The organism is Paenibacillus sp. B-A-8 (assembly GCF_048572915.1).
In the GTDB taxonomy this organism is placed as follows: domain Bacteria; phylum Bacillota; class Bacilli; order Paenibacillales; family Paenibacillaceae; genus Paenibacillus_AQ.
In genome coordinates, this window is record NZ_CP183882.1 from 782,278 (window position 1) to 808,909 (window position 26,632).

At 39.7% G+C, this 26,632-nt stretch carries 26 protein-coding genes; 23 read left to right on the plus strand and 3 right to left on the minus strand.

The window, feature by feature from the left end:
- Positions 1-251: 251 nt before the first annotated feature.
- Entirely contained in the window at positions 252-2,828 is a 2,577-nt protein-coding gene (locus tag ACN6MV_RS03590) for a DEAD/DEAH box helicase family protein (protein WP_419885707.1), read from the plus strand.
- 487 nt (positions 2,829-3,315) lie between these two features.
- Here ACN6MV_RS03590 and ACN6MV_RS03595 read toward each other — a convergent pair whose 3' ends face one another.
- The gene (locus ACN6MV_RS03595; RefSeq protein WP_419885708.1) at positions 3,316-3,798 is read right to left on the minus strand and encodes a hypothetical protein; all 483 of its coding nucleotides are present in this window, start codon (positions 3,796-3,798) and stop codon (positions 3,316-3,318) included.
- Positions 3,799-4,400: 602 nt separating this feature from the next.
- On the opposite strand from ACN6MV_RS03595, the gene ACN6MV_RS03600 reads away from it, so the two are divergent.
- The 11 genes from ACN6MV_RS03600 to ACN6MV_RS03650 all read left to right on the plus strand — a co-directional run bounded on the left by ACN6MV_RS03600 (position 4,401) and on the right by ACN6MV_RS03650 (position 12,283).
- On the plus strand, positions 4,401-5,222 hold the full coding sequence (locus ACN6MV_RS03600; RefSeq protein ID WP_419885709.1) for a metallophosphoesterase family protein: 822 nt from the start codon (positions 4,401-4,403) through the stop codon (positions 5,220-5,222).
- Between the two features lie 286 nt (positions 5,223-5,508).
- Complete coding sequence (locus ACN6MV_RS03605) at positions 5,509-5,571, plus strand: hypothetical protein (RefSeq protein WP_419886712.1); 63 nt, start codon at positions 5,509-5,511, stop codon at positions 5,569-5,571.
- Between the two features lie 407 nt (positions 5,572-5,978).
- On the plus strand, positions 5,979-7,526 hold the full coding sequence (locus ACN6MV_RS03610) for a TIGR02391 family protein (protein ID WP_419885710.1): 1,548 nt from the start codon (positions 5,979-5,981) through the stop codon (positions 7,524-7,526).
- A 410-nt stretch (positions 7,527-7,936) separates the two neighbouring features.
- On the plus strand, positions 7,937-8,686 hold the full coding sequence (locus ACN6MV_RS03615; RefSeq protein ID WP_419885711.1) for an ATP-binding protein: 750 nt from the start codon (positions 7,937-7,939) through the stop codon (positions 8,684-8,686).
- A 108-nt stretch (positions 8,687-8,794) separates the two neighbouring features.
- The gene (locus ACN6MV_RS03620) at positions 8,795-9,352 is read left to right on the plus strand and encodes a hypothetical protein (RefSeq protein ID WP_419885712.1); all 558 of its coding nucleotides are present in this window, start codon (positions 8,795-8,797) and stop codon (positions 9,350-9,352) included.
- Positions 9,353-9,476: 124 nt separating this feature from the next.
- Positions 9,477-9,890 (plus strand): hypothetical protein, encoded by a 414-nt coding sequence (locus tag ACN6MV_RS03625; protein WP_419885713.1) that lies wholly within the window; start codon positions 9,477-9,479, stop codon positions 9,888-9,890.
- 172 nt (positions 9,891-10,062) lie between these two features.
- Positions 10,063-10,218: a hypothetical protein gene (locus tag ACN6MV_RS03630; protein ID WP_419885714.1), complete on the plus strand. Its 156-nt coding sequence runs from the start codon at positions 10,063-10,065 to the stop codon at positions 10,216-10,218.
- Between the two features lie 79 nt (positions 10,219-10,297).
- Positions 10,298-10,462 carry a hypothetical protein gene (locus tag ACN6MV_RS03635; protein WP_179086725.1) on the plus strand — a complete coding sequence of 55 codons (165 nt, stop codon included), beginning with the start codon at positions 10,298-10,300 and terminating at the stop codon, positions 10,460-10,462.
- Between the two features lie 232 nt (positions 10,463-10,694).
- Positions 10,695-10,880 carry a hypothetical protein gene (locus tag ACN6MV_RS03640; RefSeq protein WP_419885715.1) on the plus strand — a complete coding sequence of 62 codons (186 nt, stop codon included), beginning with the start codon at positions 10,695-10,697 and terminating at the stop codon, positions 10,878-10,880.
- A gap of 117 nt (positions 10,881-10,997) precedes the next feature.
- Positions 10,998-11,414, plus strand: a complete 417-nt coding sequence (locus tag ACN6MV_RS03645) for a hypothetical protein (protein WP_419885716.1) — start codon at positions 10,998-11,000, stop codon at positions 11,412-11,414.
- A gap of 392 nt (positions 11,415-11,806) precedes the next feature.
- Positions 11,807-12,283, plus strand: coding sequence for a hypothetical protein (locus ACN6MV_RS03650; protein ID WP_419885717.1), 477 nt, complete (start codon positions 11,807-11,809; stop codon positions 12,281-12,283).
- An 82-nt stretch (positions 12,284-12,365) separates the two neighbouring features.
- On the opposite strand, the gene ACN6MV_RS03655 is transcribed toward ACN6MV_RS03650, so the two are convergent.
- Complete coding sequence (locus ACN6MV_RS03655) at positions 12,366-12,617, minus strand: single-stranded DNA-binding protein (protein WP_419885718.1); 252 nt, start codon at positions 12,615-12,617, stop codon at positions 12,366-12,368.
- Positions 12,618-12,843: 226 nt separating this feature from the next.
- Between ACN6MV_RS03655 and ACN6MV_RS03660 the strand changes: the two genes are divergently transcribed.
- Positions 12,844-13,743, plus strand: coding sequence for a hypothetical protein (locus tag ACN6MV_RS03660; protein ID WP_419885719.1), 900 nt, complete (start codon positions 12,844-12,846; stop codon positions 13,741-13,743).
- Between the two features lie 71 nt (positions 13,744-13,814).
- Here the strand turns inward: ACN6MV_RS03660 and ACN6MV_RS03665 are convergent, their stop codons facing one another.
- Positions 13,815-14,279 carry a hypothetical protein gene (locus ACN6MV_RS03665; protein ID WP_419885720.1) on the minus strand — a complete coding sequence of 155 codons (465 nt, stop codon included), beginning with the start codon at positions 14,277-14,279 and terminating at the stop codon, positions 13,815-13,817.
- 241 nt (positions 14,280-14,520) lie between these two features.
- On the opposite strand from ACN6MV_RS03665, the gene ACN6MV_RS03670 reads away from it, so the two are divergent.
- From ACN6MV_RS03670 to ACN6MV_RS03715, 10 genes are all read left to right on the plus strand, one after another.
- The gene (locus tag ACN6MV_RS03670) at positions 14,521-14,772 is read left to right on the plus strand and encodes a hypothetical protein (protein ID WP_419885721.1); all 252 of its coding nucleotides are present in this window, start codon (positions 14,521-14,523) and stop codon (positions 14,770-14,772) included.
- Between the two features lie 14 nt (positions 14,773-14,786).
- Positions 14,787-15,026, plus strand: coding sequence for a hypothetical protein (locus ACN6MV_RS03675; protein ID WP_419885722.1), 240 nt, complete (start codon positions 14,787-14,789; stop codon positions 15,024-15,026).
- A 341-nt stretch (positions 15,027-15,367) separates the two neighbouring features.
- Positions 15,368-15,553 carry a hypothetical protein gene (locus tag ACN6MV_RS03680; RefSeq protein ID WP_419885723.1) on the plus strand — a complete coding sequence of 62 codons (186 nt, stop codon included), beginning with the start codon at positions 15,368-15,370 and terminating at the stop codon, positions 15,551-15,553.
- Positions 15,554-15,800: 247 nt separating this feature from the next.
- Positions 15,801-18,392 (plus strand): hypothetical protein, encoded by a 2,592-nt coding sequence (locus tag ACN6MV_RS03685; protein WP_419885724.1) that lies wholly within the window; start codon positions 15,801-15,803, stop codon positions 18,390-18,392.
- A 181-nt stretch (positions 18,393-18,573) separates the two neighbouring features.
- The gene (locus ACN6MV_RS03690; protein ID WP_419885725.1) at positions 18,574-21,327 is read left to right on the plus strand and encodes a type I restriction endonuclease subunit R; all 2,754 of its coding nucleotides are present in this window, start codon (positions 18,574-18,576) and stop codon (positions 21,325-21,327) included.
- Between the two features lie 111 nt (positions 21,328-21,438).
- The gene (locus ACN6MV_RS03695) at positions 21,439-22,047 is read left to right on the plus strand and encodes a restriction endonuclease subunit S (RefSeq protein ID WP_419885726.1); all 609 of its coding nucleotides are present in this window, start codon (positions 21,439-21,441) and stop codon (positions 22,045-22,047) included.
- Positions 22,044-23,615 carry a type I restriction-modification system subunit M gene (locus ACN6MV_RS03700; RefSeq protein ID WP_419885727.1) on the plus strand — a complete coding sequence of 524 codons (1,572 nt, stop codon included), beginning with the start codon at positions 22,044-22,046 and terminating at the stop codon, positions 23,613-23,615. Before ACN6MV_RS03695 ends, ACN6MV_RS03700 begins: the two co-directional genes overlap by 4 nt.
- Positions 23,602-24,822: a restriction endonuclease subunit S gene (locus ACN6MV_RS03705; protein WP_419885728.1), complete on the plus strand. Its 1,221-nt coding sequence runs from the start codon at positions 23,602-23,604 to the stop codon at positions 24,820-24,822. The genes ACN6MV_RS03700 and ACN6MV_RS03705 overlap by 14 nt, the downstream gene beginning before the upstream one ends.
- A gap of 472 nt (positions 24,823-25,294) precedes the next feature.
- Positions 25,295-25,435: a hypothetical protein gene (locus ACN6MV_RS03710; RefSeq protein ID WP_419885729.1), complete on the plus strand. Its 141-nt coding sequence runs from the start codon at positions 25,295-25,297 to the stop codon at positions 25,433-25,435.
- A 448-nt stretch (positions 25,436-25,883) separates the two neighbouring features.
- Positions 25,884-26,630: a hypothetical protein gene (locus tag ACN6MV_RS03715; protein ID WP_419885730.1), complete on the plus strand. Its 747-nt coding sequence runs from the start codon at positions 25,884-25,886 to the stop codon at positions 26,628-26,630.
- The last annotated feature ends 2 nt before the right edge of the window (positions 26,631-26,632 follow it).

The following is a 26,632-nucleotide window of genomic DNA, read 5'->3' on the forward strand; positions in this document are numbered from 1 at the left end:
TTGAGTTTATGTAAAATGGTGAGCTTCAGCCGCGACTGTAAAAGATGATGGATTAAGTACATATTATAAGCACCAAGCTCCCTTGAAATGGAGATCTTGGTGCTTTTGTTTATTCAAGGCAGGATATTAGGTGTTGGTTGTAGAATTTTGTATTAATTTGGGATGCCGAAGGTGGTTCGCCGTTATGAGTATTGAGACGATGCATGCTCATTAAGATCTCCCACCACCACTAAAAGCTTGGAGGAAAAATTGTGACTTTGGCTGTTGATAAGAAGTGGCTGAATTTGATAAACCCAAACGTAGTGGATTTGTATCCACTTCAGTTTGCAAACATCGAACGCTTGAACAATCATGGTAATGACGTTGTTTACATATTCGATGAAGTTGGTAGTGGTAAGACGATTAGTAGTGGCATCATGGCGCTTGATTACTTGGAACAAAACCCTGATGAAAAAGTTCTTGTAATTACAACGAATGCATTAGCTCGTTCCAGCAGTGTAAGACCTTACGGGCAGTTTGTGGGGGACTGGTTTGAAAGACTGCCGTTTGATACTTTGGGGTTCATGGATAAAGTGAAAGTAGTAAATAATCATCATTCCAAGTTTAAGAACAAGCAAGAATATGGCTTAGTAATAATTGATGAGGCTCATTTGTTCTTGAGTGAAGAAACTCAGCGTTATAGTAACTTGGTTCAGAACATTTCAGCTAAGAAAGTTGTATTCCTAACAGCAACACCAATTAAGCAGTATGTATCAGATTTACAAGTATATCCTCGCATTGCAGCAGCTCTTATTAAGAAAGATGTTGACGGCGGTTGGATTACCCAATTGCAGACATCGGATAAAGAGCCAGAGCAGTTAATCTGCAGCCAATTCGACGTGAAGTATCCGGTAACTCGGTACTTCAAGGATACCATAAAGTCTCTCCAGACTAAGGGATATGAGAAGACTCAGGCAAAGCGCTATGAAACATTAACTTGGAAGTACCAATCGTATAGCAACAAGAACGAAGTACTGGTCGAGAATCTACGCGATTTATATAACCAGTCCAAAGATAATAGATTTGTTATATTTACCAGATATGTGGTAAAAGAAGCTGATATTATTGGGGGGCATCTTGAAGCGGAAGGATTTGTAAAGTCCAATAAAGAGCTAACCGATAAGCCGACTTATTACATTGTCACTGGACGAAATCCCCAAGAGCTGTCAGACTTCTCGAAATTAACTGACTTGCCTACTGTATTGATCTTAACGTATCAAATCGCTGAACAAGGCATTAATCTGCCGGGGTATAACCATATCGTTAATTACCATATCTCCGCTTATCCATCTGCCTTAGAGCAGCGATACGGACGGATTGATCGACTTAACAGCCAGAGTGAAGCGATCTATAACTGTTTCCTCATAAGTTCTAAGTATTTTGACACGAATACGTTTAACTTTTACTGCGCTATTAATACTTGCTTAGGATCTTTATTGGGTTATCTGCCTTCAAGGAATACGATTTTGTCGCCTGAGATACTGAGTAGTTACACAACTCTAAAAAATGATTATGAGAAGTATATAGCTCGGATTTCTGGCTTGCTTGAAGAGAAAATGATCAGTAAGTTATACGATAGTCTTGTCGCATGGGGAGCTTCTTCTAATGAATCGGAAACGGGCGAAGTTTCCTTAGATATAGCCCCTGTAATAACAGATGAGGATCTTATTGACTTATTTGAATTCTGTAAAGAGAAGATATCTCTCGACGATGAGCTTCAAGGGAACAGGGTAGAAGCAGAGAAGACTTTGTTAAAAGATATTCGTGAAGAGCTGAGCGATTTAAGGCAAAGCATTTCTCAGAATAGTTCTGAGAAGGAAAAAGTTATTGAATGGCTATCTAAAGATAGGGGGATTTGGGATCATATCTTTTACACTAAAGAGCAGTCCTACGACTGGTCGCAGCGTGATGTAGGACGGGTAGATGCTGTTGAGGAATGTGCCAGCTTTATTTCGAACAACAGTAATTATAAGACGTATCTAGCCATGTTCAATGAGCAGGTTCGACTGCCTAAGGAGTTCCAAAAGTATCGTGACCAGATCAATCGAAGTTTTGAGAAAGCATTTGAAGATAATCAATTCGATAAATTATTTCCTGATATGGTGAATAGTACTTATAAAGAGAAGTTTGAAGAAATTGGACAACTTAGTCCACTCGTATTAGAGAATTTAGAACAACTGATTCCGACCCTCCCGATATCACGTATGGTGAATCAGTTTAAATCAGAGCTAAAGCACTTAGCTAGAACCGAAACGGGTAATTACCGTGACAAATTTGATGGCAAAGTACATATCTTTGCAACGGCAATGGGGCGCCTATCCAGAAGAGATTTAGGACTTTCAAAAGAGTTCTACAACAAATACTTTGGACATGTCCTTGGTAGAGAGTATTTTTTGTATAAAGATGAGTTTAAGTCCTTTTTTGAAGTTGCTGTTGTTGAAGAGCTTATAGAGGAGGGGGTTAAAAAGAAGGTTAGTGCCGCCAGCAATTGGCTGAAGCTGGCATATCATGTATCTCGTAAAGAATCTTTAAGTTGTGTATTGAAATATTTAGGTGGAGATAAATACTGGTTGGTAGAGATAGTCGATTCTGCAAACAGTCATTCTACCACACCAAAAGGTAGTAGTTCACTCTTCTCGTATTTCATTGAAAGGAATAGCGGTGGTTTCCGAACATGGGCTGAGAAGTATTTTGTTGAGGGTATACCTCACCCTGAATATGTTTGGGTTAACGACTACTGGACAAAAGGTGTCTTAAGAGAAGTTAAAGGTCTGAATTATGATAATTAGTTAGAGAAATAGTGAAGTCGATCAACCTGCTGATACCCTCAGCAGGTTTTCTTTATTCGGGGTAGTTGAGAACGCCGAACGGGTTTAGCCGAGAACCTCGAAGCACACCTTTAAGAAAAATAGGAGTTAGCTTCATGCCGCATGATAATTCACCCGCTCACCCAACCACATAACCTGTTTTTCCAGCCAACTTCAACACCCACTGGTCGAGATAAATTATAGGATGTAGAAGGCTCCTATAACAATCCAACCGAAGGATGATGATGACGGTGGTAGGACAGACTCTTTCCGGTTTTAGTAGATATACGCGAATTCTTTATGAAGATATTCAATAAGTCCGAGAAGAACCCGTAATCTTACTTTATTAATGACATTTTCATTTTCCTTCTACAATATCAACTGTTGAACTCTCCTGACACCATTGGTTCCATTATATAAATAAACAATAAGATTAAACAGACACTCGATTGTTCGGAAGGTATGTAACTTATATTGTAGAAATAATTTCTGAATCTCTAATCCCGTTTCGTAAATCCAAGAGTGACTTCATACCAGCCATAAATAATTGTTCAGTACCACCAGGTAATATAACGTTCAAATTTCTTTCACCCTCAACCACCACTTCTATGAAGTTGTAGTTGCCGATCATGAACACAATATTCACTTCTTTAGGATTAATAAGACCCAAACGAATTGATAGATCGCTAGGTTTATTTATATCATCTACAAATCTTTTCCCAACACTCATTGGATGATACTCCAAATGAAAATTCACAACTTTCACTTTATTATTTGTATGGGTACTATCGATATTATCCAAAAAGCCAAAAGTTAATGCATCCTTTCCTAGTGGTCCAATATACTCTTGATAATAGACACTATCCGCTTCCCAAGTGATACTACCTGTCCAACGTAATTTAACTCGAAGTACTCTGAAATGCTCAGGATTTACAATTTTGTTCTCACTCATTGGTAACATATGTCCTCCAAAGTTTGAATAGTTTTAGGTTTTTTACAGCTTGATTTAATTCGACTTCACACATAAGAAACCCTTTTAACAGTCTTCAGATAAGTCGGAAGTCACTGTAGTAGTTGCCGTTTTCAATGTAGTTCGGGGTAGCGAAGGTGTTCATCACCAAGTCCCATGCTGAGGATTAGGCTTAAGTGGAAAGAAGCTCAAGCAGAAGTTAAACAATTAACACAGAAGGTCGGGAAGAACTGCAAGGTTAAATACGACCTGCAGACGAAACTAGTCACAGTCATAATGAACAATAGAGTAATTGTCTCAGAAGAACAGCTTTTTGATATTAATCGGCGGGAGTTGAAGCAATATGTCACTAGAGTTACACGCAAGTGGAGTTAGAGGTTATTTTTCTAGGACTTGTTTTTGAAGATGATAGTCCTGTAAGTGAGAAAAGAGCGGTAAACATTATGGAGGTTGAAGCTGATAAGCAGTACACCATCACTCTTTAGAAATACCAGTTTTCGCTAATACAGATTTCTAAATATAGGGGTTCAATAGTCATCACAATTACGGTAGAATACAGAAAATTCGTAAGGGTGGGGTTTATTATGACTGCTTTATCATTCGACCTAATTTCTGATCTGCATATTGACCACTGGCTAAACCAATACGAACACACCAAGCAAGTAAGTATTGAGGTGTTCGTTGATGCCCTTGTCCCGGCAAACCCTTCGGAGGTTTTAATCATAGCGGGTGATTTAGGTCACCACAATTCTCAAAATGAAATTCTCTTGAGAAGCTTCAGGCGATACTACAAAACCATTTTATTGATTTTTGGCAACCATGACCTTTATCTCGTAGAGATATCGGAAAGATGGCATTATGAAGACTCAATGACTCGACTGAAATCGATGCAGTACATGGCTCAAAGGATTGAAGGAGTCATAGTACTTGATGGTTCCACAATCACCATAGATGGTATCACCTACGGAGGAGCAGCCATGTGGCATGACTGGTCTTATGGGGTATCGTTAGGTTATTCGAAGTCGTACCTTTACGACCTGTGGCACCGCTCCATGAATGACTCTAATTTGATCTTTCCTATACACAATCAAGTGTCACTTGAAAATTTCTTTGAAGACGAGCTATCCAAGCTGGAGCGAATCTTCGACCAAAGCCAAGTAATTATCACCCATGTCGGACCTGATACTTCGAGCATGGAAAGTAAGTATCAGAACAGTCCGGTATCGACGTTCTTTTACTTCGATGGTTTACAGTTACTCGATAGAGCCAAAGGTAAAGTATGGTGCTTCGGTCATGCCCACACCCATGTTGATTATCAACATAGAGAAGGTTGCCGCTTAATCAACAATGCTTTGGGCTATCCTCAAGAGCGTACTGGAGCCAAGATTCGTACCATTCAATTATGAGTTGTTGAGAGGGGTTCTTATATGAACGTAATCGACACAATTATCGAGCAGCGTTCTAAGATCATGGAGATTTCCGCGGCACATAGGGTGACAGCATTGAAGCTTTACGGATCGGTTCTTGCCCGAAGGGAGAAGCGCGAGAGCGAAATCGACTTCCTCGCCGTTTTCGACCCAAGAATTCCTTATGAGTGGAACGCCACCTTTGAGTTTTGTATTTCTACAAGCTGGACAAGTTATTCAGGGACTACGATTATGATTCTGAAGCCTCTGGGTTTGCCCATACGGTATATTTGCCGACCGGATCAGTTGGTGGTTCAACCGTTTATTAAGATTACCGGATATGATTTAAAAATTTGTGAGGAATTCGACTTTACGGAAGTTCTGTATATCTGCGACAAGATTTATGATGAACTATTCGATCAATCACCGGAAGAAATTCAGCGTTTCAAGGAGTTGCTTCCCAAGATAAAGGAGTATGTCGTAACGCGGCTTCTTCAATATGAGAAGTGAAGGAAATTCATCAATGCATGCGGTTATCCTAAGATGGGGTAACCGCATTTTATTTTCTTTATGTGAAGGATGGGTTTTGTCGATTCTTGCTTAAGGAGCAGCAGGAACAAAGACCTGCAATGGGGAATATTTACATGTGCTATATGAATTCAATGTTTAGGAGTGATTGATATAACAACGGAGATTCAATGCCCGCTATGCGGTTACTATGTAATACTAAAACAAGACGGTTCTGAGGTATACCAGATGGTTTGTCCGAGTTGCGGTGAGTTTCAAATCACCCAAGATTGCTTTGATGATTTACCTGCCGAACGTAAACTTCAGCCGCAGCTGATGAAGGTTTCAGCATTTACCAGATCCCGAACGATTAACAAAGATCCTATACCCACTTTGTTCATCGGTGATCCAAATGACTACCCTGAGGGGTATTCGATCCAACAAATTATTGATCTATTCCCACCCATTTCAGAATGTAAGTGGAAAGCTCTGAGTAATCTTAAAGGACTTTCAAAATATTTTGGCGATGCAGTTTTGATTGAAACCATAGACTACCCTGTTTTCTACCCTGAGGTAAAACAAGAACAGCCTTGCCTAATGATGATAAGAACAATGGTCGAAGAAGGTTTGGTTACTGGTGATGCAAAGTTCCCAACTCATCTCACAGTAACGGCGAAGGGGGTATCCCAGTTAGAGGCGCAAGCTTCTTCTGCAGCACCAGTAGCACCTGTAGTAACCACGCCAGCACCAATGGTACCAGTTATTGAGCCGCCGACACCTGTTGCTCAACCCAGTAGGCTGGAGGGGCTTCACCCAAGAGTATTGGAGGTCAGCCAAAAGCTTTTCCAAGATGGGCATTTCCGTTCGGCTGTCCTCGATACATATGTAGCGTTGGATAATGATGTTCAAAGGAAAAGCCGCCTTGCCGTTACTGGTAAGCCTTTAATGGACAGTGCATTTTCTAAAAATAATCCTGTTCTGAAATTAAGTGATGCTCCAGATGCCCAATTAGGTGCAATGTTACTTTTTTCGGGAGCCGCTATGGGGGTTCGAAACGTCTTAGCGCATGATCAAAGGGCAAATCCGTCAGAACAGGAAGCATTAGAGTTACTTTACTTCGCGTCAACTCTGTTCAGGAGATTAGACCTTGAGGTGAATATTGAAGCTGAGCAACTCATGGGGCAAATATCTCAACTTACATTCAAGTTAACAGGTAAGGGGGCCTATTCTGACTGCGCAAAACTTAAGGCGTACCTTGCTCCTGTGAGAGAGTATGTTGACGGCGAATTGCACAGGATCTGTTTCCGTAAGATCCTTGAAATAATTAAAAGCGGATACTTCAATGACCAAAATGCAGGTATCGAGTTGTTATTGGAGTGGGATGCACGGATCTTTGACCACATCACCTTTGACGACCATATCGAGTTGATCTGCTCTATTTATAAGGCAGCAGGTTCTGCATACCCCTCCCGTGTTGCTGATACGTTAATTAGGGATGGTTTTAAGCCAATGACAACGAGCCTTAAGCTATTTCAGGAGTATCTGCTCTCTAGCGCCGAGGTATTTCATGAGTTATTGGAGAAGATTTGGTGGAAAGATCCTTTCTTCGAGTCAATTGCTCACTACGCTGATTTAGAGTTTTTGGTCTTATTCCTCAATAAAGTTGTCAATAAAGAGTTCGTGTTAATTCGACCTAACTTGAACAGTCTGAGTTATGAGTTGAATCGTGTAGGACGAAAAGGTCTTGAAGAGCTGACCGATAAGATTGATAAGATGAACGAGGTACTTAATAGATAGCACAAAACCAGCAGAGGGATCAGGCGGTTTGAATTTGCCATCGCATTTAGTGCAAAGGAGAATAACTAGCCCCCACGCTATAATGGGGTTCCTAAGCTGCCCCGAAAATCGGCAGCTTTTTATTTTAACACGGATAAATTATCTTTTAGACAGCGAACTTAAAGTGTTTTATTGCTTAAGTAGGGCAGAAATAATAATCACTTTGACCTATCTCAAAGTAGTGGAGTAAGATGGAAGAATAGTACAGAACTAGACGTTAGGGGAACGAGATATTGCTCGAAACTACTTCATCCTTAAGATCAATTCTTGATATTCACGATTGGTTAAATCAGTGCGCGAATATTAAGAATGAACTAGATAATTACGATAGGTTACCTGTTGATTTAGCAAACTTAAAATGGGTATCACCAGTGGGGATAACGGTTTTACTGTCAACTCTAAATTATTTGGACAATACCTACTATTTAAAGACGGATTCGCCTGAATATAATGCTGAAATGGATAGATTCGATATCTTAGGTTACATGGAACGAATGAACTTCTTGATATTATGCCCATCGGATGTCAAAGACTCCTTTGAAGAAGATCATGATATGGAAGTTTATTATCACCGCAATCGTAATCAGAAGGATGAGGAGCTTGATGAACTGCGAGTATCCAAATCTGATGGGGACATTATTGACCTCGATAGATCGGTTAAGAAGATAATGAGAGCAAAAGGGCTTCATAAAAATCGGGTAACAGATATAGCAGGCATCGTGACGGAACTTGGTCAGAACGCCGTCGAACATACTGGAACAGACTGTTACTCCTGCGTGCAATATTATAAGAAAACAAGCACGCACCCTGCGAGAGTGGAGATTGCCATTTGTGATACAGGCAGGGGTATTGTTAAATCCTTGAGAAAGCATATTCGGCACAAGGACAACGATGATATCGTTGAGAAGGCAATCTTCACGCGAGCGACCAGTAAGCCGGAGCAGGATCGAGGGAAGGGGTTAATCGATGTCAGGCAAACAACGTTTGACTGGTCTTCTGATGCAGAGTTTTACGTTAGAACGCACGATAGTGCATACCGTATTCACGAGGACAGGCTAGAGTTGTTGGATGTGGGGAATTACTTTTACGGAACTTATTTTTATATTGTAATAAATATCTAGATGAATGCTTGACAGACAGAGAAATATAAACTAAATTTAAGGAGAGGTTGTTTTCAAATGGCAAATTGAAATCGATCCTACAAACTATTATAGAAGTGGTGGATCATTATGTTTAAGATTAACTTACTAACTGATGGACAAAAGAAGGTAAGCTTAATTGGTAGACGGATAATGATTCCGCTGAACCAGTTGGTAATGCAGCAAATCGTTGATGCTCCATATGGCACTGTGTTTGTTTTCGATATGGAGCAAGTTGAAGGTATGAATGGTTCTGGAATCGATGAGGTTATCGTCAAACCGTTAAAATGGCTTCGACAAGAGTTTAAGACTCAGGAAAAATATCTGTATCTTATTAACTTGAGCGAAGAGGAAGACCATCTATACAACCTCAGGAAGAGTCTGCGTGACGAAGAAGTTGTAGTAGTTGCTCAGAATGGGGTATCGCTTGAAATTATTGGAGATCTTGGTGATGCTTCAAAAGAACTTCTCGAACTTACGTATAAACATAAGCAAATCACCGCTAGGTTTGCTTCGGATACTCTGGAGAAGAAGCTTAATCTTGTAAGCACTCAGCTCAACAAGCTTCATGAGCAAAGGTTGCTGAAGCGCCAAGAGGAACAGCTTGAAGAAGGCGGAAGACAGTTCGTATATAGCAGTTTATTTTGAGGAGAGCAATCTCCTTTTAATAACAAGGGACTTCAAATTACAGATTGAAATCGATGAATTCAGTCTTTATTTATATCATCGATTTCAATTTTGCATTTGAAAACGATGAAAGGAGGTGATTAGTGTGGGGTTAGCACCAAGGTTGATAAACAGATTTGCTATTCCGGTGGTGGTGTTTTTACTAATTGTAGTGATAATAATCCTTCCTTTGGGAAGGTCGGCTTATAATTCATTACTTGGTGATAAGGTGACCGTAGAGTACAAGGCAAAAGTGGTTTCTATGGATGGGGATAAAGCAACTATCCAGTGGAATGAGGACAAGATGGTTGTTGTCACACAAGGAAATACATATGTGCCGCAAAGTCAGGAAATCGATTTGAATAAGTACAGCAATGTAAAGATCGGGGATACATTCACTGTCGCGGTTACAGAGCCAGGATTGCTGAAAAAAGGTGGGTTAGAGGAGCAACGCACTGTCGAGGTGAAAAGTCACAACATTAATTTTATCAAGTCAACGTGGCGTAAATTATTTGGATAGGGGTCGGGAAGATGTTAGACAAAAAAGTAGCCCGCAAATTCCCTTGTCGGGAACCCACGGGCGTGTAGCACTAAGCCAAATCCTAGTGCCTGCCGTAAACACTTTAGCTGGTTTTTATTCTACCACTAGGATTGGTTCCCTTCAAGCAAAACAATTTGAAAGGACTGATAATATGTTGATATGTCGTAAATCTATTCGCCGTAAAGACGGCACTGTAGTCACTGCAGCACAATTGGGCTTGAAAGCAATTTGTTTTGAAGTAACTGACGAGCAGCACCAAGCCTATCTCGACAAAAAGAAAAATGAGAAGGCTGACAAAGCAGGTTAGAAACTAAGTTTTCGATTGGGCGGCTCCGTGGCGGGGAGCCGTTAATAATTACAATAAATAAATCATGGAGGTAGTTAAAATGGCTAAAAACACAGGAAGCGGTTTTCGTAAGGGAGCAGTTACTGATCGGTCCCAATTCCAAACACCAAACGGGAATTGGGCAAAACGTGATGCAGAAACAGGTCGCATCATGGATCAAAAGACATCCGGCGGAACATTTAAAGGTGTACGTAAAGAGAAATAATATTGATGAGGGAAAACCGTCAGGGCTAACTTGAGCTGACGGTTTTGTCTGTTCTTAGAGTAACACGAAGCGTAATTGTCCAAGGATCGTTTAATTTGAAAGCTTATATAATCACAATCATCGATCACATAGTTCAATCACAACACTCGAATCACAACACTCCAATTACTTATGCAAATGCTTCCAGTTAAGTATAATGATCTTAATACTTATCCTTAGGAGGTTGAAGCAAGTGAAAGCATCTCAGGACTTTATTAAGCAATTGGAGTTATTGTATGAACAGTACGAGAAAGAAGTATTAGAAAAGCTGAAAGTCGGTATTCTTAAGGACACCACCGCCAAGACATACCTTACCCACTCCAATAACTTTGTCAGATGGTGTCGTAATGACTTCGTACCAGGAGACAGAAACCAGTAATGCAACCACGTTTAGCCGACCTCGGCTAACAGCATGTTGTTAGCCCTTCAAAATCATCTGCAGGCTGCAAAACCATATGTTATGATGTGGAAAAATACGACATATGGGGGTTATAAAATGTCTGTTCCTGACAAGAAAATCGTCGTTAACAAATTGACTCAAAAGTATGGTTGTTCCCTTTCAACGATCAACAGGAAGCAAATCATGTTTCAAGGTGTTAGCGGTGGAAGGCGGATCGTTGTTTGCACACCATCTTCCAAGCTCCATCCGAACGGTAAAGGCTGGTTCGACCTTTCGATCAAACAAGTGGAGCTTTTAGACAATGCAGACATCGCAGTTCTGGCGGTTAGAATAGAAGGAAGAAGTATCTATTACGTAGACTTTAAAGAACTGCGTAGAATGATGACTCTCGACCTTCAAGTTGTGAACAAAGTTGAAGGTGAACATTGGAAGTTATTCATTTGGGACAGATATATTCAGGTGCAGGGTAGCCGATACAAATTTACCGTTGTGCCAGAGCAGATTGCCATATAAGTCACATCATTCGATGGTTTAGATTATGTAAGAGGAATGACCTGTTAGATGAATTTTTCCCCAAGCTGTATTAAGAGATGTTTAATTGGTTTAGAAGAAACATGGTTTCCTTGCAATTTCAATGTTGCTACATTTTGTGAAGAAAATAATCTCGGTTTCATTGGGCTAGAGTATAATATAGGTCAATCTCTCGATGTCGAGTGGGAAATGCTCTTGAGGGTAATTTACAAAGAAAACCGTGATGCTTTTGAACGGAGGACATTATAATAGAGACTTATAATAGAGAAGATGAATTAAAGGAAAGGTTCAACCAGTTCATCACGAACAAAATAACAGGTGCCCATGAAGATTACTATGCCAAGCTCTCAGTAGATGACTTTGAGGACATTAAGATGACCTTGAAAGACATCCATAATATCATTACATACAAAACGACAATCCGATTTATTGAATGGATAAGCGAACGCTTTCCGTATGTTCGGGAAAATTATAAGGTGTATCTGGATCAAGTTCTTGGAGCAAGACCCAACGATAATGGCTACGACCTTACCGTAACTGGAGAACTTACCATTATTGCTGAAATTAAATGCAACAAGCCTATTAACAATGGCTACAAATTCGGTTCTGCTCAGAGAAATGGTCTGATTAAGGATATCACGGGGTTGCTTGAAGGGAAGTCGAAAGCAAGGTCGATTGATCCTGCGGCAGCGTTTAAGTTTTTGGTGATCTATGATTTTGGTCAGCATACTTTACTCGCCACTCGGAACTTAATTAAGAATCTTCCGGTTGATTTAAAGGACAAGGTGGTAATTTATGAAGAAAATATTCCGTTGATGCTTGAGAAGGTGAACATTGTATTTATTAAGTAAGGTGAGTAAAATAATTTGAAAAGAACCGAGTTGATCTGTTAAGTAAGACACACATCGACTTGGTTCTTTTTTTGTGACGGGGTTATTTCTTTACGTACATTTGCTGATTCTGAGGTGTTTTCCCTAATGGGTTAAGTTGTGAGCTTGCTTCGTTTAACGCATAGTTGTAGAACATGGAACCGAGCCGAGTGCGGTCACCTTTACCGATGCGGTTCCACTCAAATCCCCGAAACAGGTCTTTCACTAGAAACTTCTCACCTTGATCCAGTTCTTCAATAGTCTCCTTTGCAACGTCCATGAGCTCTTGAAGCGATTTGTTAGGATCGATTCTCATTTGGCATGCTCCTTTTAGTCATAGTAGCTATAAGCTACTAGCTAGTAGCTTATAGCTATATAGTAGCACCTGCCTTTCATATCCGTCAAGGTCAATTTTGTATAGTGTGGGGTAGGCACGATAATTACTTGCAATTCGCTTTGAAGGAAGCAAAAATACAACAACCTCAATGAAAGGTGGCTATCACCTATCTCATTGAAAACGCCAAATTATCTTGGGGGTTGTTATGAACAGAAAGAGCAGAAAAGAATTAGTCAAAGTACTAAGTAATCACTTCGGCGTTCAGCCGCGCTACATGGGAGCACCGAGTTTTACCTATGCATTCGAAACGTCCAACGGTATCTATGTAGTCGACCAGAACGGAAAGGTAATTGATTCAGAGGCTAACCTTGTCGATCTAGACAGCCTGTTGAACAGCTTGTCTGTTAATGGGGTTGCCGCTTTTGCTTATCCTGAAGATCCCTCCAATTCTGTTGCCCCTGCTGAACCGGAAGCCTCGAACAATCCTGCTCCTTCAGTCGAGGGTGAGGATCCCGCAGAACCGGCAGAGCCTTCTGAAGAATCCGAATCGAGTATTACTGACCTCGAGATTACAGTGGAACTGAAAGGTCATACGGGGCTTACTTTGAGAAACTTGGTCAACCTTATTTACAGCCGCCAAGCACTCATTGCGAAAGCACTTGGCTATAACGGGAACATTATCGAGGATGCCTTCATCGCGGCGATCCACGAACCGACTATCGACACCAGTGAGAAGCTGATGGCGAAAATCTCGGAAGTGAGTAACTTCTGCCCAGGCATCACCTTCGACTTCTACAACAAGAAGCTCACCTTTAAGTTCTTCCAAGGCGGACCGTCTGCTGAGAAGATCCAAGCGTACACACAGTTGGTTGAACTGTTGAACCAAACTGCACAGACATTGAAGTATGCTTCGTCTAAGTCTAAAGAAACGGACAACGATAAATTTACATTCAGACTGTTCCTTATTCGGATCGGGATGGTTGGTGTGGAGTACAAGCTGGCTAGGAAGATCTTGCTGGGTAAGCTCGAAGGTAATTCCGCTTTTAAAAATGGGAGCAAACCTGATAAGGCAGCTTCAGAGGAACCTACGGAAAGCGTATCGTAAGGGAATATACCAACCTCAATAACCTAAAGAACCTCTCACGCACTCTTAGGCGAGGTTCTTTCTTTTTGCTATTACAGGGTATTGAAGCCGATGTTGACGTCGAAGACAAATGCGACAAGGTCGCCAACCAGCCGTTCACTATTGCGTTGCATTACATCGACCACCTGATTAGGGTAGAGATCGCTGTAAAAGTCGAAGATTTCATCCTGAGCCAATTCACTGAGCTCATTTTCAGTTTGCTTCGGGTTGATCTTTTTGACGATGACCACATTACGCTTGTTCTTAGCGTAAACGCCCCATCCTTTGGATAGCAGATCCATAGCGTAGTTGACCGCGACCACGTCGAGCGTATTCTCGGGGAAGGAAGGAACGACCTTCCCTGCAACTTTGCCTTGGTAGACCATCTGCGTCTTGCGGATGGAGACTTGCGTGTCCCACTGTTCGTATCCGCGTCCGACCCGATATTCAGTTTGCTTCGGGTGCGGGGTAGATGCAATTACGTGGAGGGTGAAATGAGGTGTGAACACCTGTGCCATTTTGCATCACTCTTTCTATTATTAATTGGTTTGTAACCATATGGAATTACACAATCGTTATATTATTAACTACTAATGGTGTCAAACTGAAAATGGTATTAAATCAAATGGAATGTATTTATTTGAGTTATAAGCTTGAAAACCGTTGGTACTACTGATATTGTTTATTATATATTAATCCGAATGGAGTTGGTTTTGTTTGAGAACTCGTGACTGGACTGAAGTGGAAGACATCATTACAGTGTCGTTGCTGTTCGAATGGCGCAGGATGATTGCCGCAACACAGCATGGTCAAAAGCGTGAAGAGCAATATCATTTCTGTCAACGTATCATCGATGTTCGACCAGAATTCGAAGATCGCACATTAGACGCGGTTCGGCAGCACTTCCTATTGTTTGATCGGGTAACTTTAAAGGACATCGACTACGATAAGCTTCACGACAAGCACAAGATGTTTTTCGGGATTCACTCCGGCTTAGAAATAACTAACTAGGAGGAGGCTAATACATGAAAGAATACGATATACAAGAGGACATGGCTTTTGCCTATGTGGTGAACCGACATGGTAAGTCAATGACGGCACAGCAGATGATCCCTCTTGTGTTGGCACAGTTTTCTGCGATGAGTAGATCGGCTGGTGCAGTCATACAGCACATAAATTTCATTAGACGACTGCTTAATGGTAAGTGTCATAAGTATCCTGCCAAGTACACCAACGGCGTCATTTCACAGCTTCTGAAGGCATAAAGTCGAAAGCTCCAGTTATCCTCCAACCAGAGGTTCTGGGGCTTGTTAATTCGTGGGGTTCTGCAGCTGCCGCGAATAACGGCAGCTTTCTTTTTTGACATGGAAAATCCTTTGTTACTTAAATCAAGGTCATTATAGCAGATAGGGTTGACCGTTCCTCCATTAAAGACAAAACCATTGTTACTGCCGATAGAGGGTATGAAAGTTACAACAATTTTGCGCATATTTAACGCAAAGGGTGGAACTATGTCATACAGCCTAACCACAACACTCTAATTATTTATGTAAAAACCGGCAACTAGATATAATGGATTAAACTATTGATAGAGGAGTTGTTTTCAGTGAGGACATCCCAAGATTTCATCAAACAGTTTAAACTGCTATATGAAGCATATGAAAAAGAGGTAACGGAGAAGCTGAAAGTCGGTATTCTCAAAGACACTACTGCCAAGACATACCTAACCCATTCCTCTAATTCTGTTAGGTGGTATCAAAATGATTTCGCGCCAGGAGACAGAAACAAGTGATGCAGATATGTTTAGCTGAGGCGAGCTAACAGGGATTGTTATGTGAAATGACTGGTAATTTATTCAGTAAGTTCTTTATCGAGGTACTTAGAAGAAGGATATCAAAAAATTTATTAGACATTCAAGGACGAGATTCGGCAAAGAAGGATGGATTAAATCAGGATTTGTTTGACTTGCACTACAATCATACTATACGCTGATACTAGATCTACAGAAATTCCAGTATATGTAGGATTGGGGTGTGGGGATGTCTGCCAACGGACTATATAAGGAACATAGTAGTGTCAATGATGTGTTTTGGCGGGAATTAGGGGTTCGATATGATGCTATTAATGAATTAGATAAAGAACAGAAATCAAAACAATTGAGACAATTTATTGAAACGATGTCTGTAGAAGAACTAAAGGAGTTTGCTGATGTAACAGGTTCAATATTGAAAAATACAGAGGATAAAGAAGCAATCACTAATGAACTGGTAAACCTGTCGGAGAAAAAGCTGGCTCTGGCTCTCTTGTTGCGCGATTTTCAAAATCGAAAGAAGAAGACAATACCAAATTTTTACCAATCTAATTCTGAAGAGCAAAGCTATAAATTCCCACTAGCACAGCTACATCATTTGTTCGAGCAGACTCCCTCGCAATTAGTCTCGTTAATGACTTATCATCTTTGGACTGTCCGTGGGACTGGAGACATATTTGCGTTAGATAAAAAGTTAGATTCAATTAAGGCTAGAAAAGTGCTTACAGAAAAGGGATTTGAAGACGCTCTATGTAACTTATTATACAAGGGTTCAAAAGAAACCAATAAATACCGAATTCATTCATATTGTGCTATTAGGGAAAGTCGATTTATTGGATTGTTATATAAACAAGTTAATGACACTTCAATTGCTGATTACAAGCAGGCAATAAGACATCAGGAAGTTAATACTCTCATGTTTGAGATGAACTCCGATGATGGTAAAGTAGAAATTAAAACGAAAGTTCAATTTGAAGGTCAAGCAATAAAAAAGTATATTGAAAATACTTTTGAAGGTACATTGACCACCTTCTCGACAGATGTTTATCACGAGTATGACAAATCTGTATTTATTGAAACTGTTCTGAATGGTAAAACAGCCACTGGTAAAGCGGTTAATGATTTTCTTGTTGAAAAAATCGTTTTTCGTGGAAGTCCAATTGTAAATTCACCTGAGCTTACATTGCAGACTAAAAATATGGACGTGTGGTCTTCAGTAATGGATGCTAGTGAAAAAGGTTGTATAAACGTTGAAAGCATTAAAGATCTCGCTTCAATCTCGTTTAAATCATTCGGAGTCAGCAGAGTTATTCGTTCCATAGTGCAAGATAATGGTAATGTAATTTTCACAATGGATGACAGTTTGATTGAGAAGGACGCACTTGAGGGAATAAAAACAAAATTTTTTGAAAAATTTGGGGTACCAATATTTCGAGAAATTGCAAACAATAAATTTTCTGATGGACAAGCGGATTTAATTGATTACGTGATGGGGCAACGTGATACTCATAAAACAAGTTATGGTGACACAAAAGAAGTTTATGATGCACTTATTAAAAAAACATATTTGAAGAACAGTATAGAAACTTATGTAGAATGTACAAGCAGTGATTGTCCTTATGAAGCAAAGTTTGACAACCAATCTGAACAGACTGACGAATGTCCTCTCTGTGATAGTCCACTGAAAAAAGTGAATAGTACTTCAACAGTCTTGGATATTGCTAAAATCAAGAAGGAAGTAAAAAGACAGTTGAGGATTTGGTGTAGTGATGGTAATTGGATAATGCATGATGATTCCACCCTAACTTTTGGTGATACCACTCTCAAATTAATCAGACTTGAGCGTGCTTCTGACCAAAAGCTTCTTCAAGTCCTAATTACTGAGCAAACAGTTGATGGTAGACTCTTAACAAAGCTTCATAAAATGATGACCCCTTTAATTATTGTATTCCTCGGACAACAGGAGAAGTTCATTACTAAATATTCGAGTGAATGTATTCAAGCCATTAGTTTCGGAAAACTTTATGTGCAAAAGGATAATGAACTAAAGCCATTCTTTGATAATATATTTAACAATCTAGAATTAAGGGCAAAGAATTACGTAGCTTCAGCAGCGAACAAGTCTTACGAATCAATTTGCAAAATCGAAGGTGACCCAGATAAAATTGATAAGAAAAAATATACGCCTGGTGATCTAGAGGATGACGGGTTTGCTATATTAAAGGACATGTTTCCGAATTCAGTTAAGTGGGGAAAACAACAAAGTGGAAAACAGCTACCTGAAGGGGTATTTTCTTTATCCTACGTGAGAGATGATAAAGAAAGGTTCGCATTTTCTTTTGATTTTAAAATGTCCTACAAAAATGAAGGATATCCATTAGAAATTGGTGAGCAAAGAAAAGCTGTTCAATATGTAAGAGATCTTAATGACTCCGATTTGATTAGAAGTTATGCAAAGAATAAGCAGCTAAGTGGGCATATCTTTATTTCAAATTGTTTTAATCAAGCTCAAGTACAGACGACAATTAAACATTTCCAAGACCAGCTAAAAGATACTATAAGAACTAAGCCGATTTTTATTACTACTGAAGTTTTAACTTATCTCCATTCTAAGTATAGAGAAAACTATGAAGAAGTTGAATTATCCAAAAACTACTATTTGCACTGGTTATTTCAATCATTTACTAATAAGACTCACTTCTTTACAAAGGATCATGTAAACACAATATTTGATAAGTTAATAACGCAGCAGTTTAGAGAAATAGAAGTAATGGATATGTCATTACTAACACATGAAGTAGTTCAAAGAGACGCTATTTAGTGCGGATTGTAACAGAGATGCAGTTTTTGCTGCGTCTCTTTTTCTTTGTAAAATAACATACCTTCGATTGATCTAGTTGTTTAATAGGGTCATATGAAGGAAATGAGTTCTTGTTTGTGGAATATTGTAGAGCTATGGCAAGTGAAGAATTAAACTTAACTAGTTCCGAGGGGGTATAGTTTTGTCGTATCAATCAGAAGCGCAGCTTGAGAAAAATTTAATAGAGCAACTTGTTCGCCAAGGTTACGAACAGGTTACCATAAATGATTATGAATCATTGGTCGAAAATTTTAAACAGCAACTGAATAGGTTTAATGAGAAGAAACTAAACGGACAGCCCTTAACTGAGTCGGAGTTTAGTAGGTTTTTGACCCAAATTGATGGGAAGAGTATCTTCGACTCCGCCAAGATCCTCAGAGATAAACAAGTGTTCCAACGTGATGATGGAACACTTGTTTATCTGGAGCTGATGAATACTCGTGAGTGGTGCAAAAATAACTTTCAGGTCACCAACCAGACCACTGTAGAAGGAAAGTACAAAAACCGTTATGATATAACCTTATTCATAAACGGACTTCCGATTATACAAGTCGAGTTAAAGCGCCGCGGCTTAGATTTTAAGGAGGCTTTCAACCAGATTCAGAGGTATCGCAAACACTCATTCCGTGGGCTATATCGTTACCTACAGATGTTCATCGTTAGTAATGGGGTAGACACGAAGTACTTTGCCAACTCCGATGGTGACATCTTGTTCTCGCATACATTCTTTTGGTCGGATGCGGAGAACAATCGGGTTACTAACCTAAGTGAATTCGCATCGAGCTTCTTAGAGAAGTGTCATATGTCAAAAATGATCGCCAGATATATGGTGCTGAATGAGACTGAGAAGCAGCTCATGGTTATGAGACCATACCAAGTCTTTGCTGTCGAAGCTCTTGTTAAACGTGCCTTGGAGACTAATAACAACGGATATATCTGGCATACTACAGGTAGCGGTAAGACATTGACTTCCTTTAAGGCGAGCCAGATCCTTGCCAATGAATCACACATCAAAAAAGTATTCTTCCTAGTCGACCGTAAGGACTTGGATAGCCAGACTTTAGCTGAGTTTAATAAGTTTGAACCAGACTCGGTTGATATGACAGATGATACGAGTAAGTTGGTAACACAAATATCAGACTTAACTAAGCCTTTGATCGTTACTACTATTCAAAAGATGGCGAATGCCATAAAAAAACCACGCTACGAACAGATAATGAAGCCGTATCAGCAAGAACGTGTCGTCTTCATTATCGATGAATGCCATCGTAGTCAGTTTGGTAAAATGAAGAAGCTCGTTGATAACCACTTTAAACAGGCACAGTATTTTGGATTCACAGGTACACCGCTTTTCGAGGTGAACAAGAGCCAGGATGGTCGAGTGACTGCTGATATCTTTGAAAAGTGCCTTCATACATATTTGATTAAAGATGCTATCCATGATGGCAATGTCTTGGGGTTCTCGGTCGACTATGTTAAGACAGTCGATGTTAAGGTTGATGAGAACGATAAGACCAAAGTAAAAGGTATTTTGACTGATGAGGTATGGATGCATGATGACCGCATTCAAATGATTGCCGAGAACATCATAACTCATCATGATCGTAAGTCGCGCAGTAAAGGTTACACCGGCTTGTTTACTGTAGACAGTATCCCAATGCTGATCAAGTACTACGACACCTTCAAATCGATATCACATAACTTAAAGATTGCTGGTATCTTCACATATGGTCAGAATGAAGATAATGAAGGCGATGGCCATGATGAGCATTCTAGAGACAGCCTTGAACGTATCATCAAGGATTACAACGGGATGTTTGGTACGAACTTCTCAACCGATAAGTATCAAGGTTATTTCGCAGATGTCTCCAAGCGGGTAAAGACAGCGCAGATCGACATCTTATTTGTAGTAAACATCTTCTTAACGGGGTTCGATAGTAAGACTTTGAACATTCTCTACATGGATCGCTTCTTAAAATATCATAATTTGGTTCAGGCGTTTTCGAGAACTAACCGTACCGAGAAGGCAACAAAGCCCTACGGTAACGTCGTATGTTTCCGCAATTTGAAAGAAGATACAGATGAAGCAATTCGATTGTTCTCGAAGACAGACAATGTTGACGATGTCTTGATGAAGAGCTATGATGAGTATCTCCAACTATTCAAAGCTGCTCTCGCTAAAGTGAAAACCCTAGCTTTGACACCTGCTTCGGTCGATAATTTGAAATGTGAAGAAGAAAAACAGGAGTTTATTGTGAGCTTTAGGGATCTAACGAAGTACTTGACTCGTTTGGAGACTTTCACTGAGTTTGAGTTCGATCCTGAATGCTTAGGTATCGAAGAGCAAACTTATCAGGATTATAAGAGTAAGTACCTCCGCATCTACGAGGAAGTCAAACGTGGTGGGGGCAAAGAATCGATTTTGGCAAACGTCGACTTCTCGATCGAGTTAATGCATACAGACCGGATAAATGTAAGTTACATTATGAACCTGATCAAGAACATTGATTTCGAAAATGAAGAGCAACGCAATAAATCTGTTAAGGATATCGAGGACGAAATCAATCGTGCAGACAGCGAAGAGCTTCGACTTAAGGCGAAATTGCTCAAAGACTTCCTGCAGAAAGTCGTACCAACTCTTACGAATGCAGATTCAGTGGATGACACCTACAATGCATTTGAACTAGAGGAACGCATGAAAGAAATCGAATTATTCGCTGATGAAGTTGGCTTACCATCAGAAGAGGTTCAGAGCTTTATTCAAGAATATGAATATGGCGGATTCGTTAACCAACAGGAGATCAGTGATGCTGTCAAATTGCCATTCCTTCAGAAGAGAACGATGATTCAACGCATCATTGAGTTCGTTGCAGAGCATACAAAACGGTTTTCATAGTGATATTTTAAAAAATAGCAGAAAAAGGCCTTGCCTTCTCTGCTGTTTTTTATTATTATGGAAATGCAAGCTAATGCTATTTTACTAAATAGCAGTTAGGGGAGGGTTAGGTTGAATCTGGAACAATGTGCAGCAGTAACACAAGGAGCATTTCTCTCGCGTGTACAGACAGTACCAGTAACAGAAGAGGATAAGCTCGAGCTTTATAAGTGTCCTTTGTATTCGATGAAGGAAATGAATGAGTGGCTTAGTCCAGACCTAAGTGTCTTATCGGGTAATACCCAAGATGTGTACGTATCTTATGATCGTTTTGATTCATTACCGATTGCAAGAGAAGGTTGGGTCTTAATCAGTCTTACTGGTCAACGAGCGGTTGCTCTAAAGCAGGAGCATGTAGGTAAATTGATACCTTCAAACTTTGCAATCATTGAGCCCACTGGGGAATTGTCTCCTGATTACTTGGAGTGGTTTATCAACGAGCATCCAGAATGCCGGAAACAATTAAAGGTTGCTACTCAGGGTTCTAGCGTCGCAGCATTATCAATCCAGATGCTCAGGACATTAGAGATTATTTTGCCACCTATGGCAGACCAGATAAGGGTTGGTAGTGTCTATAGGTTGTTACACAGGAAAAATCGCTTGCTACAAGAGAAAACCATACTTGAGCAGCAGTATGCCAAACAAATCATAATGGGGTATATCAAGGAGGAGCATAAATGACTACAACTGAATTACAGCGTAAGCAACAGGCTGATTTGCACAAGAAGCTTTGGGATATGGCAAATGACCTGCGCGGTCAAATGGAAGCCTACGAGTTCAAGAACTACATCCTGGGGCTGATATTCTATCGTTACCTTTCTGAAAAAACGGAAACTCGGGTTAGTAAGCTTTTAGAAGAAGATGGAATTATATACGCAAAAGCGTGGAAAGATGAAGAGTACCGAAATGCATTGTCTGACGAGTTAATTCAGCAGATCGGGTATGTAATTGAACCAGAGTATCTTTTCTCCAACATGATCGCAGAGATCGGTAAAGGTGACCAAGGCAAATTCGATATTGAAATGCTACAAAGAGCTATTAATGCTGTAACCGAATCAACGCTCGGCGCAGCAAGCCAAGATGACTTCCAACATTTATTTGATGATATGGATCTTGCATCTTCTAAATTGGGTCGTGACGTGAAATCTCGGTCTAAGTTGATCGCAAAGATCATGATTAACATAAATGATATTCCATTCCTTCATGAAGATATAGAGATCGATGTACTGGGAGATGCATATGAGTATCTGATTGGTCAGTTTGCAGCTACAGCTGGAAAGAAGGCTGGTGAATTTTACACCCCGCAGCAAGTATCGAAGATACTGGCTAAGATAGTCACTATTGGTAAGAAGGATTTGAGAAGTGTGTATGACCCAACCTGTGGTTCGGCATCGCTCGTATTACGTGTAGGTAAGGAAGTCAATGTCAGAAAGTTTTTCGGTCAAGAAAAGACCTCTACTACTTATAACTTGGCTAGAATGAACATGTTGTTGCATGATGTTTCATACCAGAACTTTGACATTCAAAATGGTGATACATTGGAAGAGCCAAAGCACTTAGATGAGCGTTTTGAAGCAGTAGTCGCAAATCCACCATACTCTGCTAAATGGAGTTCGGATGCTAAATTCCTAAACGATGAACGTTTCAGCGCATATGGAAGATTGGCTCCAGCATCGAAAGCTGACTTTGCCTTTGTTCAACATATGATTCACCAACTTGACGATAACGGTACAATGGCAGTAGTCCTTCCTCATGGGGTATTATTCCGCGGTGCAGCTGAAGGTGTTATTCGCAAGTACTTGATCGGGGATAAAAACTATTTAGATGCGGTAATTGGGTTACCTGCTAACATCTTTTTTGGAACATCAATTCCAACCTGTATCCTCGTGTTCAAAAAGTGTCGAAAAGACGATGATAATATCCTGTTTATCGATGCATCGAATGAGTTCGAGAGAGGTAAGAATCAAAACCGTTTACGTGACGAGGATGTCGAGAAGATCGTTGATACCTATATGAGCCGCCAAACCATTGAGAAGTATTCGTATGCAGCGACTTTAAAAGAAGTAAAGACTAACGACTTTAACTTGAACATTCCGCGTTACGTTGACACCTTTGAAGAAGAAGAAGAGATCGATATTGATCTGGTTCAAGACCGAATTAAGGAAATCGACAATGAAATATTTGAGATCGACAACGAACTCAACAAGTACTTAAATGAATTAGAGGTTGTAAAATATGATGAAAAATGATTTGATTACTCTTCGATTCAAAGGGTTTCAGGATACTCCAACCATTGTTAGCCTTATTGATTTAAGTATGGATGGTATTAAAAATGGTGTGTCAAATAGACCAGGAATAAACGATTTTGATATTAAGTTTATTAATGTAGTTAATTTATACCATGATGATGTCATAGATACTAATAAATTGGAATATGTTGATATTCCATACTCGTTATTTAGTTCATATAAAGTTCAATCGAATGATATTTTTTTCACAAGGAGTTCCCTTAAACTTGAGGGAATTGCCCATTGTAATATAAATTTAGATTCACACACTAATTTAGTATTTGATGATCATATTATGAGAATCAGACCTATCATTGAGTTAGTAGACCCATACTATTTAAAGACGTATTGCTTGACTTCAAGAGCAAGAAAATTTTTTATGAGCAGAGCCAAGACTGGAACTATGACAACAATCGGTCAGGAAGATATCTCAGATTTACCAGTGTCTTTACCTTCGATCGAGGAGCAGAAAAAAATATCAAATTTTTTCAAATTGATTGGAAGGAAAATGCAAAAACAACAAGAGAAGATTGGACAGTTAGAGTTACTCAAAAAAGGCATGATGCAAAAATTATTCTCTCAAGAGGTGCGTTTTAAAGATGAGAATGGACAGGAGTTCCCTGATTGGGAAATATCAAATGTAGGAGATATCTTTAGTGAGAGATCGGAGCGGGGCTTTAATGATTTAGAACTATTATCTGTGACAGTAAAAGGAGGCGTATGCCGCAGGTCTGACATAGATTATAATGATAATTCTAGTGATGATAAGAGTAATTATAAGATGGTTCAACCAGAGGATATCGTATACAACTCAATGAGAATGTGGCAAGGCTCGAGTGGTGTTTCTAGGTACACTGGTATTGTTAGCCCTGCCTATACTGTATTAATACCAAAGAAAAAAATAATTAGTAACTATTTCGGCTATTTATTTAAGACCCCGGAAATGATATACCAATTCAAAAAATTTTCCCAAGGTCTCACTTCGGATACGTGGAATTTGAAATATCCTCAAATCAAAGATATAAGTATAAAAGTACCTACTCTAGATGAGCAAAGTAAAATTGTCAATATATTGTCATTAATTGATAATAAAATTTCTTTAGAAAAGAAAAAGGCAAAGTATCTAACAGAGATGAAGATAGGATTCTCTCGTAAAATGTTAGGATAATGCAAAAAAAAGGCGTCGTTATCAACGACGCCTTTGAATTTCTATTTGGTTCTTAAAATATCACACTCTCCTATTTTTCTATTTTTACCAACTTGACAGTGCTCTTTAACATCAACATAAAATTCCACTTCTCAATATATCAAACTAGATCGTAGAATTTTAGGAGACACCTGGTTATATTGGATGAAAACTCATTAGGGGGATGGTTTAAGAGGCGAAAATATACGATTATTGATGTTGTGTGTCGATTGCCGCTTTAAACTGTTAGTCTCGAATGTTCAGGTTACCGAAAGTCGGTGGAGCAATAGAGCACGTCTGGCTATGCCATTTTGGACGCTCATCTGTTCGGTTATAGTCATAATCAAATCAAGGAATTGGTCAGAGCCGTAGACGGTGAGTTCGATCTGACGAGTATTGAGGAAGCAATAGTCGTATACGAGCTTTCGCCGTATTGAGGGGGAGAGACAGCATCATGAACTATGGGCAATGTGAGCATTCTATTCTGCAGTATATTCAGCATTCTTTATCCTGCCCGAATTGTAAACAGTCGGATCTGGAGCAATATTTGAAGGATAGTGACTTTCATGCATCGTTTAATGAGGTGCATCCTTAACATCGTCACGGATTGAATGTAATCAGGATTAACAACCACTAGATAAAGTGACTTTCTATCGCAGTTTTGATGGTAAGGCTGGGTGTTTTGAGACGTTTCACGATCTGCAGGAAGTAATATCAGTGGAGGGATAACTTAAGTGCCACGGCTGATTCTCGGCATCTTTTTCTTTTGAAATTTTGCCTAACCACCCGAACTGAGCGTAATTTCTATAATCAATATTTATAAAAAGCTCTGATTTTTTATAACGTCAGAGACTGTCTTATCAAAGCATGGACATTTTTACATAATTCGAAGGAACAGATGATAATTGCACCTATTCTATAAAGCATGACTTTTATCAGTCTGCAATACAGGAGGGGTGCTTTTTTTTGTGTGAAATTGAGATTAGCGGTTACCGATATTTATAGTAGAAGTGGTTGGTGAAATAATTTAGCGGGGTGGAAGCATGAACAGAAAAGACCAGAAGCAGTATGGAAAATCCGAAACTAAGAGAAGGATCGAGCAATTAGGTATGCAAATTATTAAGGGGAATATGAGTCCTGAGGAACGTGAGTATCTCGGTAGCAAGTGGAATACTCTACACTTCAGAGAGCTTTACGGGCTAAACTCTATCCAAACGACTAGGAATGAAGGCGGTACTGATATGAAGCCAGTAGCTGTCCTTTTGGAAACTGATATTGATATTGATGATGTTCCAGTTATCGATGTTACGATAGACAAAGATACGGGTGTTAACCTTGAAACAGATATTGGGTCGAGACAGGTATGGGCGGGAGAAGAGTTTTGCCTTTCTTATTATGAGTTTATGTTTCTAGTAATTCGTGACGAGTATGCGGGATTTGTGAGCTTCGAAGGTATTAAGGCAATATGCCTCTCAGTCAAGACTGCTGTTAAATTTGATGAGCGAGAAGGAAAAAAGTCGTATGAGTTCTTGGAAATAGATGAGGATTTGAATTTCGAATTACTTGAGCTTGAAAACAGGACAGGTAATGTTAGGCTCCCGATACCAACGATCACTTTCGTTCAAGGTAAGGACGAAGATGGTAACGGCTTTAATTTTGGTGCTATTCGTGATCACCTAGAGGCTATTGACGAGAAGACCAATGATGGAAAGTGGAAGATAAAAGCGAAGTACATGGGTAGCGAAGATATTAGTCGCTTTCAGGATTTAATCGATAAACATGCTAACTGAAC